General features: G+C 71.1%; 13 protein-coding genes. 7 read left to right on the top strand and 6 right to left on the bottom strand.

What is annotated here, in order from left to right; all coding sequences use genetic code 11:
* Positions 1-10: 10 nt before the first annotated feature.
* From C6W10_RS16805 to C6W10_RS16815, 3 genes are read left to right on the top strand one after another with little or no spacing between them, the layout of a single operon-like run.
* Positions 11-529, top strand: a complete 519-nt coding sequence (locus tag C6W10_RS16805) for a MarR family transcriptional regulator (protein ID WP_234361812.1) — start codon at positions 11-13, stop codon at positions 527-529.
* Positions 526-1,779, top strand: a complete 1,254-nt coding sequence (locus C6W10_RS16810) for an MFS transporter (protein ID WP_107258893.1) — start codon at positions 526-528, stop codon at positions 1,777-1,779. The genes C6W10_RS16805 and C6W10_RS16810 overlap by 4 nt, the downstream gene beginning before the upstream one ends.
* Positions 1,780-1,819: 40 nt before the next feature.
* The gene (locus C6W10_RS16815) at positions 1,820-2,320 is read left to right on the top strand and encodes a hypothetical protein (RefSeq protein ID WP_159104617.1); all 501 of its coding nucleotides are present in this window, start codon (positions 1,820-1,822) and stop codon (positions 2,318-2,320) included.
* A gap of 25 nt (positions 2,321-2,345) precedes the next feature.
* Here C6W10_RS16815 and C6W10_RS16820 read toward each other — a convergent pair whose 3' ends face one another.
* The 5 genes from C6W10_RS16820 to C6W10_RS16840 form a co-directional block, all read right to left on the bottom strand.
* Positions 2,346-3,080 (bottom strand): TetR/AcrR family transcriptional regulator, encoded by a 735-nt coding sequence (locus C6W10_RS16820; RefSeq protein ID WP_107258895.1) that lies wholly within the window; start codon positions 3,078-3,080, stop codon positions 2,346-2,348.
* Positions 3,081-3,297: 217 nt separating this feature from the next.
* Positions 3,298-7,374 carry a ThuA domain-containing protein gene (locus tag C6W10_RS16825; protein WP_107258896.1) on the bottom strand — a complete coding sequence of 1,359 codons (4,077 nt, stop codon included), beginning with the start codon at positions 7,372-7,374 and terminating at the stop codon, positions 3,298-3,300.
* A 35-nt stretch (positions 7,375-7,409) separates the two neighbouring features.
* The gene (locus C6W10_RS16830) at positions 7,410-8,645 is read right to left on the bottom strand and encodes a multicopper oxidase domain-containing protein (protein ID WP_199853955.1); all 1,236 of its coding nucleotides are present in this window, start codon (positions 8,643-8,645) and stop codon (positions 7,410-7,412) included.
* Between the two features lie 50 nt (positions 8,646-8,695).
* Positions 8,696-11,746 carry a family 16 glycoside hydrolase gene (locus tag C6W10_RS16835; RefSeq protein ID WP_159104618.1) on the bottom strand — a complete coding sequence of 1,017 codons (3,051 nt, stop codon included), beginning with the start codon at positions 11,744-11,746 and terminating at the stop codon, positions 8,696-8,698.
* A gap of 636 nt (positions 11,747-12,382) precedes the next feature.
* Entirely contained in the window at positions 12,383-13,069 is a 687-nt protein-coding gene (locus C6W10_RS16840; protein ID WP_107258898.1) for an alpha/beta fold hydrolase, read from the bottom strand.
* Between the two features lie 130 nt (positions 13,070-13,199).
* Between C6W10_RS16840 and C6W10_RS16845 the strand changes: the two genes are divergently transcribed.
* The 4 genes from C6W10_RS16845 to C6W10_RS16860 are packed head-to-tail and all read left to right on the top strand — an operon-like array spanning position 13,200 to position 15,573.
* Positions 13,200-14,162, top strand: a complete 963-nt coding sequence (locus tag C6W10_RS16845; RefSeq protein ID WP_107258899.1) for a YafY family protein — start codon at positions 13,200-13,202, stop codon at positions 14,160-14,162.
* 45 nt (positions 14,163-14,207) lie between these two features.
* Entirely contained in the window at positions 14,208-14,648 is a 441-nt protein-coding gene (locus C6W10_RS16850) for a roadblock/LC7 domain-containing protein (protein ID WP_369930291.1), read from the top strand.
* The gene (locus C6W10_RS16855; protein ID WP_107258900.1) at positions 14,638-15,000 is read left to right on the top strand and encodes a DUF742 domain-containing protein; all 363 of its coding nucleotides are present in this window, start codon (positions 14,638-14,640) and stop codon (positions 14,998-15,000) included. The genes C6W10_RS16850 and C6W10_RS16855 overlap by 11 nt, the downstream gene beginning before the upstream one ends.
* Positions 15,001-15,018: 18 nt before the next feature.
* Positions 15,019-15,573, top strand: coding sequence for an ATP/GTP-binding protein (locus C6W10_RS16860; protein ID WP_107258901.1), 555 nt, complete (start codon positions 15,019-15,021; stop codon positions 15,571-15,573).
* A gap of 60 nt (positions 15,574-15,633) precedes the next feature.
* On the opposite strand, the gene C6W10_RS16865 is transcribed toward C6W10_RS16860, so the two are convergent.
* On the bottom strand, positions 15,634-17,205 hold the full coding sequence (locus C6W10_RS16865) for a polysaccharide lyase family 1 protein (RefSeq protein WP_107258902.1): 1,572 nt from the start codon (positions 17,203-17,205) through the stop codon (positions 15,634-15,636).
* Positions 17,206-17,287 lie beyond the last annotated feature (82 nt).

A 17,287-nucleotide genomic window follows, 5' to 3' on the forward strand; every position in this document is an offset into this window, starting at 1 on the left:
CGTCGGCTGCGTGACCGGAGCCGAGAAGAGGGAAGAGAGCCGGGACCTGCTCGACAGCAGCCACTGGCGCCCGCTGTGGCAGATGCTGAACGCGATGGACCAGGAGATCGCCTCGCTCTACGACGAGGCGGGGATATCCGGGCTGCGCACCCGGTTCGTCGGTCCCCTGATCCAGTTGTCCCGACACGAGTCGATGACGATCCAGGAACTGGCCACCGCCGTCGAGGTGACCCACTCGGCGATGAGCCAGACCGCCGCCGCGATGCGCGCGGCGGGGTTCGTCGACAGCGCGGAGGGCGGTGACGGTCGGACCCGCCGGATCCGGCTGAGCAGCCGGGGCCGGGAGGTGCTGCCGCTGCTGGAGGCGGAGTGGCGGGCGACCGAGGCCACGGTGCGGGAACTGGAGGCGGAACTGCCGTATCCGCTGAGTCGGGTCGTCGAGGACATCAACGCCGCGCTGGCGACGCGCTCGTTCCGCCAGCGCCTCGCCGACAACCTCGCCCAGGCCCTCGACGGACGTCTGCGATGAGCCTTCCCGGCGCCCTGGTCGACACCCGCCCGCTGCGCGAGTACCCCACGTTCCGTCGTCTCTGGCTGGGCACCACAGCCTCCGGACTCGGCGGCCAGCTGGGGGTCTTCGCCGTCACCTTCTATGTCTGGGAGCACACCCGCAACCCGGTGACGGTCGGGCTGATCGGCCTCTTCACCGCCGCTCCGCTCATCGTCTTCGCCCTGCTCGGCAGCGCCTTCGTCGACCACGTCGACCGGCGGCGGCTGGCCCTGGCCACCACCTGGGGCCAGATCGTGACCAGCCTCCTGATGGCGGCCGTGGCCGCCGGGCCGGCCGACGGGACCTGGGCCATGCTGGTACTGGTCGCCGTCGCGGCGGCCTTCTCCGCACTGGGAACCCCGGCCCGCCGTACCTTCGTCGCACGGCTGCTCCCCGCCGACCGGCTGGCCGCCGGACTGGCCCTCAACCACCTCTCCTTCCAGTTGGCGGTGCTCCTCGGCCCGGCCCTGGCGGGTCTGCTCACCGCCCGGTGGGGGACGACGGTCTGCTTCGTGATCAACGGGATCGCCGCCGTCGCCGCCCTGATCGGGATCACCGGGCTGCCTCCGACCGGCCCGACCGAGGGGACCGGGCGAGCCGGTGCCGCCGCCGTCTGGGAGGGGATCCGCTACGCCGCCCGCACCCCGGTGGTCCGGGCCGCCTTCCTCGTCGACCTCGCCGCGACGGTACTGGCCATGCCGATGGCCCTCTTCCCGGTCATCAACCAGGAGAAGTTCGGCGGTTCGCCGGAGGTGCTCGGCCTGCTCACCTCGGCGGTGGCGGTCGGCGGCGTACTCGCCTCCGCGCTCTCCGGAACGATCACCCGGCGGGACCGCCCCGGCCTCGTGCTGCTGTGCTGCGCCGGGGTGTGGGGGGCGGCACTGGCCGGGGTCGGTCTGAGTGGTCAGCTTCCGGTGGTGCTCGCCCTGCTGGCGCTGGCCGGTGCCGCCGACACCTGGTCCGTCGTGTCACGCGGAACGATCGTGCAGTCGGGTACGCCGGAGTCCCACCGTGGCCGGGTCGCCGCGCTGGAACACATCGTCGGTACGGCCGGACCACACCTCGGCGGCCTCCGCGCGGGGCTGGTCGCGGCCGGGAGCACGGCCGGCACCGCCCTGGTGGTCGGCGGGCTCACCTGCCTGGCCGGACTGGGCCTGATCAGCGCCCTCGTCCCGCAACTCCAGCGGTTGCGCAGCACCCGGGAATCTCCCGCCCCCGCACACAGCTGAGGGACACCCCTCGACGGGGATGATCACTACCCTGGTCGCCGTGACGGAATTCGACTGGGCCGGGTTGTCGGCGGCGAGGAACGCGACGCAGGAAGCGGTCCCGGAGATGGTCAACCGTGCGCTCCGGGTCCTGGAGGACCTGCTGGAGGAGACCGACCACGCCTGCACGTTCACCCTGGTGGACGGCCCGCTGACCGGCGACGACGTGGTCGCGGCGGTGAACGCGCTGCTACCGGCGAACTGCCGGGTCTCGGGCCTGGAGCCGGTGGACTCCTGGTCCGCGACGGCCCGGGCGGCACTTCCCGGAATGTTCGTCCCGGGGCGCCAGCCGCACGCCTGGGCCGAGCAGGGGGCCGCACGGCTGCTGGCCGAAGCGCTCACGGACTGGGCCGTGGCCCTGATGGGGCGGCTCTGGCCCGCCTCCGCCGAGTCCTGGACCCTCACCGTGCACGCCCGGGACTGGTACGAGGGGGCCTACGTCGACCTCGTGGTCCGGGTGCGCGACCGGGTGTGGCTGCTGCACCTCGGAGTCAGCGACTGAGCGGCCCGAGTGGACGGCGCGACGGCTACCGGCCGGCGTCCGCCGACGGGGCGGGAGTCGCCGGCCCGAGGATGCCGGCCATGGTGCGCGAGACGATGAGGTCGAACGGATCCTCCTCGGCCGTGGCCCCGGTCGATCCCCGCGCGATGGCCTCGGCAAGACGCGGATGCCGACCCTGCGCGGCGACGTGGCGCAGGTAGGCCGCCTGTGCCTGCTGCCACTGCTCGGTGCTCCGGCCCCCGCGTTGACGGGCGCCGGCCAGTTCCGCCTGCACGAAGAGTGCGACGATGCCGTTGAGCATGGCGAAGGTCTGCAACTTGACGCCGACGGCGGCGGGGTGGTCGGCGAGTACGGCGAGGACGTGTTCGACCAGGTCGAGGCCGTTCGGGCCGATGCCCGGCTGACCGGTCACCAGGGGTGCCAGCCACGGATGACGGCGCATGATCGTACGGGTCTGCCGGGCGAACTCGACGAGATCGGCGAGCCAGTCGTCGCCGGGCGGGGCGAGGTCGTACTCCGCGGCCACGGCGTCCACCATCAGGTCGACGAGTTCGTCCCGGGCGGCCACGTAGCGGTAGAGCGACGCCGGGCCGGTCCCGAGGCTCGCGGCCACCCGGCGCATGGTGACCGCCTCCAGCCCGTCCCGGTCGGCGAGGGCGATCGCCGCCGAGGTCACCTCGGCGCGGCTGCGTTCCGCCGGACGACCCGCCGGCAGCGACTCCGGCCGCAGCCAGATCGGCTGGTCCGCTCGGCCCACCATCGCGGCGGTACCCCCTCCCGCTGTCGAACGACGCCTCCGGCCGCTGCCAATGTAGTTCGCGACCGTCGTTCGCCAACCGCGACCCGCGACGGGGAGCCGGCCGTACGCGCTGCCGCCGGCCGGGGCGACGCCGGGCCGCCGGCAGCTCGCACCTGCTCGGCTGGAAAGACAGCGGTGCCGGATACGGGCCGCTCGACCCGTATCCGGCACCGTTCGCTCAGAGCTGCCGCACCCGGATGTTGCGGAACTCGATCACGTCGTTGTTGCCGTGGTTCTGCAATCCGACGAAGCCGCTGAGGAACTGCCGCAGGTCGGTCGGCGGGTCGCCCTGGCGGGACGACTGCTTGCCGGGGGCGTTCTCGAACTCACTGATCACCACACCGTTGCGGACGATCGTGTAGTGCTGGCCGGTCACCCGGACCTCGTAGTCGTTCCACTGGTTCTTCGGGGTCGCACCGGCCCGGTCCAGGGTGTTCGGCGCGAAGTTGTAGACCGAGCCGGTCTTCTGCGGCTCGCCGGTCTCACCGTCGTAGATCTGGATCTCGTGGCCGCAGTAGATGGCGACCCATGCCTGGGAGGTACGGGCCGACCCGACGGTGCCACAACTGCCCGCCGGCCGCTGCTCCAGCGGAGTCCTCGGATCCGGGAACCGGACGAAGATGCCGCTGTTGGCCCGGACGTTCTCCGGGGAGATGTCGCGGAACTGCACCCTGATCGAATAGTCCGCGAGCTGCTGGTCGGCGTACCAGAGCATGCCGAGGCCACCGGAGCTGCGGATCGACCCGTCGGGGCGCAGCGAGAACGACCCGCCCGGTGCCTGGCGCCAGCCGGCCAGCGACTTCGCCGAACCGTCGAAGATCGGCTGGTAGCCGTCGGTGGCACCGATCGGGGACTGGGTACCCGCCCGGCGCAGCGCCCTGGACTCGCGGTTGTCGATGACGTGCGCGGCGGTCAGTTCGGCGAGCACGGCGTCGAGGTGGGTGACGAACGAGGCCCGGTTCGGCCAGGTGGTCTCGTCGTCGATCAGATCGTTGATCGTGCAGCCGCCGCCGACCTTCCGGTTCTCCACCCCGGTGTCGGTGTCCAGCATCCAGACCGTCGGCCGGGCGTCGGCGGCGGCGCAGCCGGCGTTCACGTCGATCTTCCCGGTGACCACCTCACCGTCGGCGTAGGTCACCTTCAGCGTCGCGGTGAAGGTCCCGTACCGCTTGTAGGTGTGCGTCGGGTGGGCCTGGTGCGACGGCTTGCTGCCGTCGCCGAAGTCCCACTCCCAGGCCACCCCGCCGGCCCGCGCGGCGGAGAACCCGATGGTCCGGGGCTGGCTCGGCGTCACCGACCGGGCCGTGGCCAGGCTCGGGTTCGGGGTGGCCTGGCCACCCTGGTAGGTGATCCGGACCAGCTTCTGGTTCGGGTGCAGGCTGAAGAAGCCCCGACCGTAGTCGAGCATGTAGAGCGCACCGTCGGGCCCGAACTTCGCGTCCATCCAGGAGTCGAGCTGGTTCGGGCCGGTACCGCCCTGGATGATGCTGCGCAGGTCCTCGGCGAAGGCCGGCGCCCCGGCGTGCGCGACCGTCTCCGGGTCGACGGTGACCGCGATCCGGTTGTTGGCGTTCGACTGGTCACCGATGAACCACTTGTCGTCCCAGTACGCCGGCCAGGCGACGCCGCTGTTCACGTCGACCTTCTCGCGCTGGTAGGTCGGACCGTCCATGATGGCCTGACCGCCGCCGCTCAGGTACGGCTGGGTGTAGGTGGCGTCCTCGGCCTTGTACGTCGGCAGCCCGCTGCCGTCGGTGCGCTTCGGGAAGACCGGGCCACCACCCTGCGGCGAGTACCAGATCATGTTGTCCCGTACCGGCGGGAGGTTGACCAGACCGGTGTTGCGCGGCGACTCGTTCTTCGGGTTGTCGCAGTCGTACCAGCCGGTCAGCACGGTGGCGTCGGTGTTGCTGCGGTCCCGGTACGGCTGCCGGTTGCCCATGCAGTACGGCCAGCCGTGGTTGCCCGCCGAGGTGATGATGGTGGCGGTCTCGTACTTCGCCGGGCCGAGTTCCGGGCTCGGGGCACCGGCGTCCGGGCCGACCCACGCGGCGGTGAGCCAGTCGTTGACCGGGTCCCAGGCGATCCGGGCGATGTTGCGGACACCCATCACGTAGATCTCCGGTCGGGTCTTTCCGCCGCCCTGCTCCTGACCGGTGAAGAGGTTGCCGTCCGGGATCGTGTAGGTGCCGTCCGGCTCCGGGTGGATGCGCAGGATCTTGCCGTTCAGGTCGTTGGTGTTCCCGGAGGTACGCCGGGCGTCCTGGAACGAGATCCCGGCGTACTCCTGGGTCCAGTTGTTTCCGGAGTAGCCGTTCGACCCGCCGGAGGAGTTGCTGTCGCCGCTGCCGATGTAGAGGTTGCCGGACTCGTCGAAGGTCATCCCGCCACCGGCGTGGCAGCAGCTGTGGATCTGGGTGTCCCAGTGCAGCAGGTCCTTGCGGGTGCCCTGGTCGACCGACTGGGCGGCGTGGTCGTAGGTGAACCGGGAAACCGTACGCTGGCCGACCCGGCGCTCCCGGTCGATCGACTCGTGCGGCATCCAGTAGACGTAGAACCAGCCGTTCTCGGCGAACTTCGGGTCGAGGGTGATGCCGACCAGGCCCTCCTCGTTCTTCACCAGCTCGCTGCCGCTGCCCCGGTTGCCCATCACCTCCAGCGTGGTCAGCAGCTTGACCTGCTTGCTCTTCGGGTCCCACTGGTGGATGGTGCCGCAGCCCAGCCCCACGTCCGGGTTGGCCCAGTCGACGATCGGCCCGCTCGGGCAGGCGGCCTTGCCGATGTAGAAGACCTTGCCGTCGGGGGCGATGGTCAGGCCGTGCGGCTCACCGATCTGGTCGAGCTGGCCGGACTGGTTGGCGGCGGTCAGCCGCTCGATCCTGTAGTTCGCCCCGATGGTCGCCTGGCAGTCGCCCCGGACCAGACCGGTCGTCCACTGCAACGCGCCGAGCAGGTGGCTGCGGAATTTCGTGTCGGTGGTGTAGCTCGCCTCGGTGCGCCCCATCCCGGTGTAGAACGAGCGGCCGCCGTCGTAGTCCCGGCACCAGGAGATCGGGTGGAAGGCGCCGTTGCCGCCCAGCCCCGGCTGGTAGCTGCGCTCCCGGACCTGGGCGACGGTGTGCACCCGGCCCACCGGACTGGGGTCCCAGTTCATCCACTGGTCGGCGCGGGTCCAGTTGAGCGGCAGGCCCTTGTTCGCCGGGTGCTGCCGGTCGACCACCTCGACCACGGCCTCCTGCACCCGGGACTCCGGCGCCGGTCCGGCGTCCGGGCCGATCAGCCACAGCTCGGCGAGCTGGATCAGCGGCTCACCGCTGTTCGCGGTGATGTTCAGCCGGTAGTACTGGTACGGCTGGGTGTTGGTGAACGTGTACTGCTTGGTCTGGAACCGCCCCGAGAAGGTCTCCCCGGTCCGGCGGTCCAGGTCCGTCCAGGTCTCGCCGTCGGCCGACCCCTGTAGGGTCCAGTCCCTCGGGTCCCGGCCGGTGAAGTCGTTCGCCGAGGTGAGCGCGTAGTGCGCGATCGCCTTCGGCGCGCCGAGCTTGGCGACTACCCAGCCGGTCGGGGTACGCGTCAGCCACTTCGTACCGGTCGACCCGTCGATCAGGTTCTCGACGATCTCGTTCGGCGGGTTGTTGCCGCTGGCCGTGACGCTCTCGATCTTCTCCGCGTTGGGCAGGCTCGCCGCCGGGCGGGTACCGATCAGACCGGTGAACCACTCCGAGCCGGGCTGCGCGCGGGCGGCGTCGTGGATGCCGACGAAGCCGCCACCACCCTTGACGTACGCCTGGAACGCCGCCTCCTGGGCGTCGTTCAGCGTCACCCCGTTCGCCGACAGGAAGACCACGCTGCGGTAGCGGTCCAGGTTGTCCGCGGTGAAGACCGCCGGGTCGGCGGAGGCGTGCACGGTGAAACCGTTCTCGTTGCCGAGCTTGCGGATCGTGCTGACGGCCCGGGCGACCGGGTCGTCCTGGGACGCCGCCGGCCCGTGGAAGACCAGTACGTTCACCGCCTGGCCGCTCCAGGCCGGCGCGACCCCGCCGACGCTCCCGTCCGGGGCGGCGGCGGCCGGCGCGCCCAGCAGGCCGAGCGTGAGCACGGCGGCCGAGGCCAGGGCGACCGCCCGGCGCAGCGGTCCGGCGCCACGCCACCGGGCCCGGGAAACCGGGTCGAGCGCGGCGGACGGCGGGTCGACGGGGTCGGGGCGGTGTCGCCCGACCGATCGGGACAGCCGGAAATGGCGGTGGTGAGCCATTTCTCCTCCTCCAGAGGGGGTACGAAGAGTTCTACTCATCGGTGGTTCCCGTGCGCGCCGGCCGGTGCGGCGGCGCCCTGTGCCGGCGCGGCCGGCCGGTGGCCACCGGCGTGCGGCGGCATCTGTCCGTTCTCGTCGAGCACGTGCAGCGTCGTCGACATGCCCAGGTCGGAGTGGAACTGCATGTGGCAGTGCAGCATCCAGTGCCCCGGTCCCACGGAGTCGCCCGCGACGATCTGCACGCCGAAGGTGTCACCGGGGCCGAGGGTCTTGTTGTCGATCACCGGGATCGAGTCGATGAGCGCCTTGTTGCCGCCGGGGACCAGGCCGGTCCGGGTGTCCGCCCAGGAGTGTCCGTGCACGTGGAAGGTGTGCATGTCGTCGCCGATGCCGATCACGATGAACTCGATGCGTTCGCCGAGCTTGGCGACCAGGCAGGTCGGGCCCGGCTGCGGGTTCACCGGGTCGCAGGTGTCGGCCTCCGCGCTGCGCCGCAGGTTGATGGTCTGCCGGTCGCCGAAGGCCGTCACGTAGGTCCGGTCCGGCCTCGGGTCGCCCTGCCGGCGTACCACCAGGCCGCCGAAGAGCCCGGAGCGGAGGCCCTGGGTGCCGTGCGGCCCGCCGACCACGTGGTCGTGGTACCACCAGTAGCCGGCGGTGCCCTGCGAGGTCGCGGTGCGCGGCTTGGCGTACCAGATGTAGGTCCGCGACCCGCCCGGCGGCACGAAGGAGTTGCTGTGCACCGTGCCGTCGGACATCTGGGTGTACTTGACCCCGTGCACGTGCAGCGAGACGCCGACCGGGTGCGCCGGGTCGGTGCGCAACTGCTCCAGGGTGGCGGCCGGCACCTGGTTGTGCAGGGTGATCGCCAGGCATTCCCCCTCGATCATCTCCATCGTCGGCCCCGGGTAGGAGGCCGTCTGCGGGGTGAGGCCGTAGCCGAGCCGGACCTGGTTGGTCACCGGGTCCTTGGGCAGCTCGACCGCGTACATCTGTAGCCGGCGGTCCGGGGTGACACAGCCGGCCGGCCGTTCCGCCGAGGCCGCGGCGGCCTCGACCGTCCGCTCGGCCGGCGGGGCGGCCGTGGTGGCGCCGCCGGCCACGGCCAGCCCGCCCGCGCCGACGAGCGTCACCAGCATGATGGCCGCCACCATCAGGGCCCGGCCGCCGCTCGTGCCGAGCAGCCGGACCGGCGACGCCGGCTGCGACGCCGGCCCGGCGGCGGGCGCCGAGAGTACGACCTCGCCGATGTCCTTCGTTTCCTTGTCCAACGTTTCGATCCAATCGCTCGGCTAGGCGGGGGAGAGGACGGCGTGCGACGTCACGGGGTCAGCGGGGCGATCCGGACGTTGCGGAAGGTGACGATGTCGCCGGCCCCGTGGTTCTGCAGGCCGATGTAGCCGGTCGCGTTCTGCCGCCCGGCGCCGCCGGGATCGTCCGCCCGGGGCGGGCTGAAGACGGCGTCGGGGACGTTCAGGTACTCGTTGATCAACTCGCCGTTCCGGAACACCGAGTAGTGCTGGCCGACGACGCGGATCTCGTAGTCGTTCCAGGTGCCCTTCGGGGTGACCCGGGCGCCGTCGAGGTCGACCCGGTCGAAGCCGTACACCGAGCCGCTCTTGTACTGGTCGCCGTCGGTCCGGTCGAAGATCTGCAACTCGTGGCCGTACTTGATGGCCACCCACTCGGGGCGGGACTCCTGCGGGTGCTGGTGCACCTGCGGGAAGCGGACGAAGACCCCGCTGTTGGCCCGGCCGTCCCCGGGGGCGTCGTCGCGCCACTGGAGCTTGAGCGAGAAGTCGCCGTAGCTGCGGACCGGGAACCAGAGCATGCCGAGACCGTCGACCGCCCTACTGGTGATCGACCCGTCGGCGTTGCGCGTGAAGCCGCCGGCGCCGACCTGCTCCCAGAGCTTGAACGAGGCGGCGGTGCGGTCCAGCAGCGGCTGGTAGCCCTGCTTCGCCTCGGACCGGCCCACCCCGGAGTCGCGGGCCGTGCGTACCAGCGCGTTCTGCTCCCTCAGCAGGATCCTGCCCCGGTGGTGCAGGTGCTCGGCGACCGCCCTGACGTGCTCGACGAACTCGGCGTGGCTGGGCCAGACCCGCTCGTCGAAGATCAGATCGTTGATCGAGCAGCGCCCCTCGACCACCCGGTTCGGCACACCGCTGTTCGAGGTGCCGAGCCAGACCGTCGGCCGGCTGTCGGTCACCCGGCAGCTCGGTGCCGGCGGGCCGCTCGGCACCACCGTGAAGGTGGCCGACGCGGTCCCCGAGACGTTGCCGGCCCGGTCGGTGGCCCGGTAGCTGACCGTGTGCGCACCCGGGGTGTTCACGGTGAGCGGGCCGGAGTAGACGACGTAGCCCCGGCCGTCGAGGGCGTACTCGACCCGGTGGACCCCGGACCCGGTGTCGGCGGCGGTGAGCACGATGGTGGCGCTGCCGACGTACGCCCAGCTGCCGTCCTGCTGACCGGTGATCGCGGCGGTCACCGTGGGGGCGGTGTTGTCGGGGTCGGGCGGGGCGACCACGCTGAACGAGACCGACCCGGGCGTGGAGGTGTTGCCGGCCACGTCGGTGGCCCGGTACGAGACGGTGTGCTGGCCGGGCTGGTTGACGGTGACCGGGGCGGTGTATTCGGCGTACGGCTGCCCGTCGAGCGAGTACTCGATCCGGTCCACCCCCGATCCGGCGTCGGTGGCCGAGACGGTCACGGTGGCCGCGCCGACGTACGCCCCGGTGCCGTCCCGGTTACCGGCGACGGTGGCGGTCGCGGTCGGCGGGGTGGAGTCGTCCGGCAGCTCGACCACCGTGAACGTGACGGACTGCGCCGCCGAGGTGTTGCCCGCCCTGTCGGTGGCCCGGTACGAAACGGTGTGCTCGCCGGGCGTGTTGACGGTGACCGGGGCGGTGTACGCCGCGTACGCCTGCCCGTCGACCGCGTACTCGATCCGGTCCACGCCCGACTCGGTGTCGGTGGCCGTGACGGTCACCGTGGCGGCACCGAGGTAGCCGCCATCGTCGTCGCGGTCCCCGGTGACCCCGCCGGTCACGGTCGGCGCCGTGGTGTCCGGAGTGGACGTGTCGGCCACCTCGAAGGTGACGGACTGGGCTGCGGAGGTGTTGCCCGCCCTGTCGGTGGCCCGGTAGCTGACGGTGTGCCGGCCCGGCTGGTGCACCATCACCGGGGCGGTGTAGGCGGCGTAGCTGCCGCCGTCGAGGGAGTATTCGGTGCGTTCGACGCCGGATTCGGTGTCGGTGGCGGTGAGGGTGACGGTGGCCATGCCGATGTAGGCGCCCTCGTCGTTCTGTTCGCCGGTGACGGCGGCGGTGACGGTGGGTGCGGTGGTGTCGGGGTCGGCCGGTTCGACGACCTGGAAGGTGGTCGACTGTACGGCGGAGGTGTTGCCGGCGACGTCGGTGGCCCGGTAGGTCACCGTGTGCTGCCCGGGAGTGTTCACCGTGACCGGGGCGGTGTAGGCGGTGTAGCTGCCGCCGTCGAGGGAGTATTCGGTGCGTTCGACGCCGGATTCGGTGTCGGTGGCGGTGAGGGTGACGGTGGCCATGCCGATGTAGGCGCCCTCGTCGTCTTGTTCGCCGGTGACGGCGGCGGTGACGGTGGGTGCGGTGGTGTCGGGGTCGGCCGGTTCGACGACCTGGAAGGTGGTCGACTGTACGGCGGAGGTGTTGCCGGCGACGTCGGTGGCCCGGTAGGTCACCGTGTGCTGCCCGGGGGCGTTCACCGTGACCGGGCCGGAGTAGGTGCCGTACGCGCCACCGTCCAACGAGTACTCCACCCGCCCGACGCCGGATCCGGTGTCGGTGGCGGAGAGGGTGACCGTGGCGGCGCCGACGTACCCGCCGTTCTCGTCCCGATCCCCGGTGACCTCGGCGGTCACCGTCGGCGGGGTCGTGTCCGCGCCGCCGCCGGTGACGACGAGCAGTCCGGTCATCGCGCCGTGCCCGGGGATCGCGCAGAAGTAGCGGTAGGTGCCCTCCGTGAGCACCACGTCGACGGTCCACCGGCCCTGGTTGGCGTCGAACGGGTCGGCCAGGATGTTCACGTCGACATCGCGGTTGTACTCGGGATTCCCGGTGTCGAAGGTGAGGGTGTGCTGCATCCCGCTGGTGTTGCCGGTCGCGACGCTGTTCTCGAAGACCAGGGTGGCCGGTCCGGCGACGGCGGTGGTGGGTGCGGAGACGTACGCCTCGGTGCTGTTGCCGCCCGTCCAGGTGAGCACCTGGGCCTGTAGCTCGCCGGCCGAGGTGGGATCGCTGGCTCTGCTCCGCTCGGTGTCCACCGGGCGGGCGCTGGCCGGGACGGCGAGGAGCGCCGAGCCGGTGATCAGGACGACTATCGCCGCGAGCATCCTCATCGGTCGTCCGGAGCGGCCGGTGCCGAGCCGGGGGAGCGGCCGCGAACGCCTCGGCGGGCCGCATCGCACTGGGAAGGCTGGCATGTCGAACACACCTTTCGCGAGTCTTGGGGCAACGTCGACGACCCGTCGGGGCTTCGCGTGGATCGACGGACGACATGGCGGCAGACCGCACACCGCTGGATCCGCGACGGTGGGTCCGGCGCTGCGGCTGCCGGCCTGTCACGGCTGGTGTGGACGGAGTGTCTCGGTGGGGGAGGGTGGACTAGGGCGAGGTCGGACCGGTGGGCCAGGTGACGCGGGCCGTGTTGCCGAGCCGACGCGGAGCGACGCCGTTCCGGGCATGGCGCGACGGCCGCGCCGGGTCTGCGGGCACGGTGACCTGGAGAGTTGGCGCCCCCGGTCGAGCCGTGACTCTCAGACGACGAGCTGACCGCGCCGCCGGTTAGCTCGTTTAAATATGTTGATGTTGTCCGACACTAAGTTCTTGCCGTCGAGATGTCCAGATCTTTCGGCAGGATCGTCTCCACTTTTGTCCGTGGTGACAAAAGAGTGTGGACGGTGAACGCCTGGCGGTGCTGGGGCGGGTGACGGGTGGCGAGCCCGCCCCCGACCGGCGAGGCGGGCCCACCGTCGTCAGGAGCCGTCGGCGACCGAGGCGAGCAGCCGGGCGAACTCGCCCGGTTTGCTGATCATCGGCCAGTGGCCCGAATCGATGTCGACCAGGTCGAGACGCGTGACCCGGGCGAGTTCGGGTCCCTCCCCGGCGGCGATCCACTGCTGCGCCTGGTCCGGTGAGAACTCCGGGCAGACGAGGACCACCGGGACGTCGAACCGTCGCTCGTCCACCAGCCGTACCACCCCCCGGGCCACCCCCTCCGGGACCGGGATCGCGCCGGCCGCGAAGGACCGCCGGGCCTCCTCGTCGAGGTCGGCGGAGTCCGGGCCCTCGAAGGGCTCCCAGCCGGGGAAGGGCATCACGCCCTCCCTCAGCTCGAAGAACTCGGCGTAGGAACCGCCGTCCGCGACGGGAAAGCCGCCGACGAGGACGACCTTGGCCACCTTCTCCGGGCGGGCGTCGGCGGCCAGCCAGGCCAGCGTGCAGGCGGCGGAGTGCCCGACCACCATCGGCTTCCCCGGCGCCGCGTCCACGGCGGCGAGCACCGTCGCCACCTGGTCGTCGAGGGTGGCGGAGGTGGATCCGTCACCCTGCCCGGGAAGGGTGATCGGCACGGGTCGGTGGCCGAATGCCCGGAGTGCGGGCACGACGTCGTCCCAGGCGGATCCGTCGAGCCAGAGGCCGGCGATGAGCAGTACGTCCATGATCAGTCTTCCTCTCTGCGCGGTCGGGTCGCGTCCGGCCCTGGAACCGGTGCGCCCCGGGGCACGACGCTAGGCCCTGATCCGGACGATCTACTTCCGGTACGTCTCGGCTGGCGCCTAGGCTGCTCGGGTGCCGACCGAAACGAGCCCCACCGCACGCGCCCTCCGTACCCTGGAGATCCTCCAGGCCCGTCCCGGCACCACGGCCGGTGAACTCGCCGGTCGGCTGGGCGTCACCGAGCGGGCCGCGCGGCGGTACGTCGGAATCCTCCGTGAGGCCGGCATCCCCGTCGAGTCGATCCGGGGCCCGTACGGCGGGTACCGGCTGCGCCGCGGGACGAGGCTGCCTCCGGTCGTCTTCACCGAGGCGGAGGCGCTCGGTCTGGTCATGGCGGTGCTCGACGGTCAGCCGGCAGCCGCCGAGGCCGACGCCGACGACCTGGTCGGCTCCGCCCTGGGCAAGGTCATCCAGGTACTCCCCGAGAGCGTCGGCCGGCAGGCGGCGGCGCTGCGCCGGCACGCCTCGGCCGCGCCGGACCGGCATTCGTCCCGCCCCGATCCCGCCACCACCAGTGCGCTGGTCACCGCCGTCGCGGCCCGACGCCGGGTGCTGGTCACCTACCGGACGGAGTCGGGCAACGAGTGGGACGCCGAGGTGGACCCCTGGGCGGTCGTGGTCCGGTACGGCCGCTGGTATCTGCTCTGCCACTCGCACCGCGCGGACGCGGTCCGCACCTACCGGCTCGACCGGGTCCGCGCGGTCCGACAGACCGGGTACCCGTTCGAGCCGCCCGACGGCCTCGACCCGGTCGCGGCGCTGGAGGAGAACCTGGGAACCGGGTGGGAGTTCCGCACCCGGGTCGTCTTCGACGCCCCGGCGGCCGAGGTGGCCCCATGGATTAGGCCCCCGATGGGACGGCTCGAACCCGCCGGTGCCGGCTGCGTGCTGGTCGGCAGCACCAGCAACCCCGCGATGTACGCCGAGGAGTGGCTGCCGAGCGTGCCGTTCGCCTTCCGGGTCGAGGGTGGGCCGGAACTGCGGGCGGCGGTCGCGGCCGTCGCGGCCCGACTCGGCGCCGCCGTCACCCCCTGAGCCGGTGGCGCCGTCCCCCGTACCCGGGACTTCTACAATGGACTGGTGCAGACCAACTCGACCTCGGGTAACGACCTCACCTGGATGCTGGACCAGTTGGTGGAGGTTCCCGACGTCGTCCACGCCGTCGTCCTGTCGACCGACGGGCTGATCGTCCAGAAGTCCACCGGGCTGGCCCAGGACGCGGCGGAGCTGCTGGCCGCCGGCGCCTCCTCCCTGCACAGCGTCGCCGCCGGCACGGGCCGACGGTTCGACAGCGGGCAGGTGCAGCAGGTCATCGTCGAGTACGACGGCCACACCCTGTTCGTCGCCGCCGCGGGCCGCAACGCCCGGCTGGCCGTACTCTGTGAGCAGACCGTCGACATGGGCACGGTCGCGTACGAGATGAGCCGGCTGGTGATCCGGATCGGTGAGCACCTCGGCGCCGAGGTACGCCGGACCGCGACGGTCGCCAACGGCCAGCAGGGCAGGGGTTATGGCGTATGACGTGTGGGACGGCGACGACGCGGCGCAGGCCGGGTTGGTGCCGTTGTACATCCTCGTCAAGGGGCGGACGAGTCCGCGCAACAGCAACCTCGACCTGGCCACCCAGGTCATCGCCCTGCCGGTCGACCCGGGTCGGCTGGAGCTGGAGTACCGCGAGATCGTCGACCGCTGCACCCGCTGGGTGTCGATCGCCGAGATCGGTGCCTACCTGCACCGCCCGCTCACCATCACCAAGGTCATGGTGGACGTGCTGATCGAGCAGGGATACCTCCGCGTCGGCGCACCGGCACAGCAGAAGATCGCCGATCGGCGGCTTCTGGAAACGGTCCTCGCCGGGCTGGAAAGACTCTAGGCAAGAAGGAAATCGAACGTGGATCGCAGGTCGGTCAAGGTCGTCGTGGCGGGCGGCTTCGGTACGGGCAAGACCACCCTGGTCGGCTCGGTCAGCGAGATTCCGCCGCTGACCACCGAGGAGGTGCTGACCGAGGCCGGCGTCGGCGTCGACGACGTCATGGGGGTCGAGGGCAAGACCCGGACCACCGTCGCGCTCGACTTCGGACGGATCACCATCGGACCGGACGTGGTGCTCTATCTCTTCGGTACGCCCGGCCAGGACCGGTTCTGGTTCATCTGGGACGAACTCGCACAGGGTGCGGTCGGCGCGGTCGTGCTGATCGACACCCGCCGGCTGGACACGAGTTTTCCCGCCGTCGACTATTTCGAGAGGCGCGGAATTCCCTTCGTCGCCGCCGTGAACCGGTTTTTCGGCGAGTGCCTGTACACCGAGGCGGAGATCCGGTCGGCGCTGAAGCTCGACGATTCGGTGCCGCTCCTCTGGTGCGATGCCCGGGAGCGGGAGTCCAGCAAGCGGGCGCTGATCGGACTAGTCCGGCACGCGCTGGCCCGTATGCCGGTCGCCGGCTGACGTCACCGGCCACCCTCGGGGTCCGGGAAGCCGGACCCCGAGGCCAGCGGGACCGCGCCGCTACCCGGCGTAGGTCTCGAATTCGGCGACTCTCGGCGTGCTGGTCGAACTGGTGATGTCAAAAGTGATCTTGCGTAGTGAGGTCGCGGGGAAGGTGATGACCCCCGCTCCGCTGCCGGAGGTCAGGACCGCACCGGTGTCGTGGTTGACCACCCGCCAGGACCCGATGTTGCCGACGGCGCCCGACGCCTCGCGGATGTTGATCCTGGAGACGGTGGTGGCGGAACCCCACTTGATCGAGATGGACCCGGTCGAGCCGGCCGGCGACCAGTAGGTGTTCATGTCACCGTCCCGCACGTTGCCGTAGCCCGTGCCGTCGGCCTTGCTGGAGCCGTCCGAGCCGGCCCCGATGCTGAGGTTGGTCCCGCTGGGCGGCTGGGTCGGGGTCGGCGTGGGGGTCGTCGGCGTGGGTGTGGGCCGCGTCGGCGTCGGCGTGGGGCGGGTCGGGGTCGGCGTCGGTCCCTGCGGCGAGCAGCTGCCGTCCGAGACCCGCAGGCCCGTGTTCGCGCCCGCCGTCTGCCGGACGACGTCCGGCACGCAGCCGGCCCCGTCGAGGCGGTAGGAGTACGGGATGCTGACGGTGGTGTTGGACTGCGGGTTGGGGCCGGCCGGGTTGGTGTCGCTGCCCGGGCTGGACCAGGTCACGTTGTCGAAGACGTTGCCGCTGACCTGCCAGTAACCGGCCTCGCTGGTGTAGAAGGTGCCCAGCACGTCCTTCGAGTTCCTGAAGTAGTTGTTCTCCACCTTGGCCCGGGCTCCGGCCCGGGAGTTGATGCCGGACTCGTGCAGGCTCACGTAGTGGTTGTTGTAGATGTGCGCGATGCCGCCACGGAGCAGCGGCGTACGGGAGTCGATGTTCTCGTACAGGTTGTGGTGGTACGTGATGAAGCCGTTCGAGCGGTCGCTCTCACTGGATCCGACCAGGCCACCACGGCCGGAGTTGCGCAGGATGCTGTACGACAGGGTGACGTACTGGGTGTTGTCCTTCATGTCGAAGAGGCCGTCGAAGCCCTCCGACTCCCCGCCCGAGGCCTCCAGAGTGACGTGATCGACCCAGACGTTGCGGACGGTGCTCTCCATCCCGATCGCGTCGCCGCCGTTGGAGGTCGGCGATCCCGACTTCTTGACGTTCCGGATGGTCACGTTCTGGATGATGATGTTGCTGGAGTCGCGGATGTGGATGCCGAGCTGGTCGAAGACGGCTCCGCCGACCCCGATGATCGTGACGTTGCTGATCTCCTTGAGCTCGATCTTGTCGGCGGCGGTGTTGCAGCTGTCGCCGGAGACCTTGCTGGTGTTGCCGTGGTTGATGGTCCCGGAGACCTCGATGGTGATCGGGGTACTGCTACTGGCCCGGTTGCAGAGGGCCGTGTGGATAGCGGTCCCGGTGCTGGCCCGGACCGTCTGTCCGCCCGCACCGCCGGTGGTTCCACCGTTCTGCGTCGCATAGCCGGTGGCGCTGCCGACCGCGGCCGACGCCTGGGGCATCGGTAGCGCGACACCGACCGCGACCGCGACGGCCGCCGTTGCCAGCGCCGCCTGAAGCCGCAATGCGGTTGGTCGTCGTCTCATCTTCGCCTCACCTTCGTCTCCGGAGTGCTGGTGTGCCGGTACCTGCCGCGCTCATGTCGGCGGGTCGCCGAGGCTGCCGATC

The organism is Plantactinospora sp. BB1 (assembly GCF_003030385.1).
GTDB lineage: Bacteria > Actinomycetota > Actinomycetes > Mycobacteriales > Micromonosporaceae > Plantactinospora.

Excerpts from the sequence above, each read along its gene's own strand:
- C6W10_RS16810 (WP_107258893.1), top strand. The coding sequence starts at position 526 with ATGAGCCTTCCCGGCGCCCTGGTCGACACCCGCCCGCTGCGCGAGTAC.
- C6W10_RS16820 (WP_107258895.1), bottom strand. The coding sequence starts at position 3,080 with ATGGTGGGCCGAGCGGACCAGCCGATCTGGCTGCGGCCGGAGTCGCTG.
- C6W10_RS16825 (WP_107258896.1), bottom strand. The coding sequence starts at position 7,374 with ATGGCTCACCACCGCCATTTCCGGCTGTCCCGATCGGTCGGGCGACAC.
- C6W10_RS16835 (WP_159104618.1), bottom strand. The coding sequence starts at position 11,746 with ATGAGGATGCTCGCGGCGATAGTCGTCCTGATCACCGGCTCGGCGCTC.
- C6W10_RS16840 (WP_107258898.1), bottom strand. The coding sequence starts at position 13,069 with ATGGACGTACTGCTCATCGCCGGCCTCTGGCTCGACGGATCCGCCTGG.
- C6W10_RS16855 (WP_107258900.1), top strand. The coding sequence starts at position 14,638 with ATGGCGTATGACGTGTGGGACGGCGACGACGCGGCGCAGGCCGGGTTG.
- C6W10_RS16865 (WP_107258902.1), bottom strand. The coding sequence starts at position 17,205 with ATGAGACGACGACCAACCGCATTGCGGCTTCAGGCGGCGCTGGCAACG.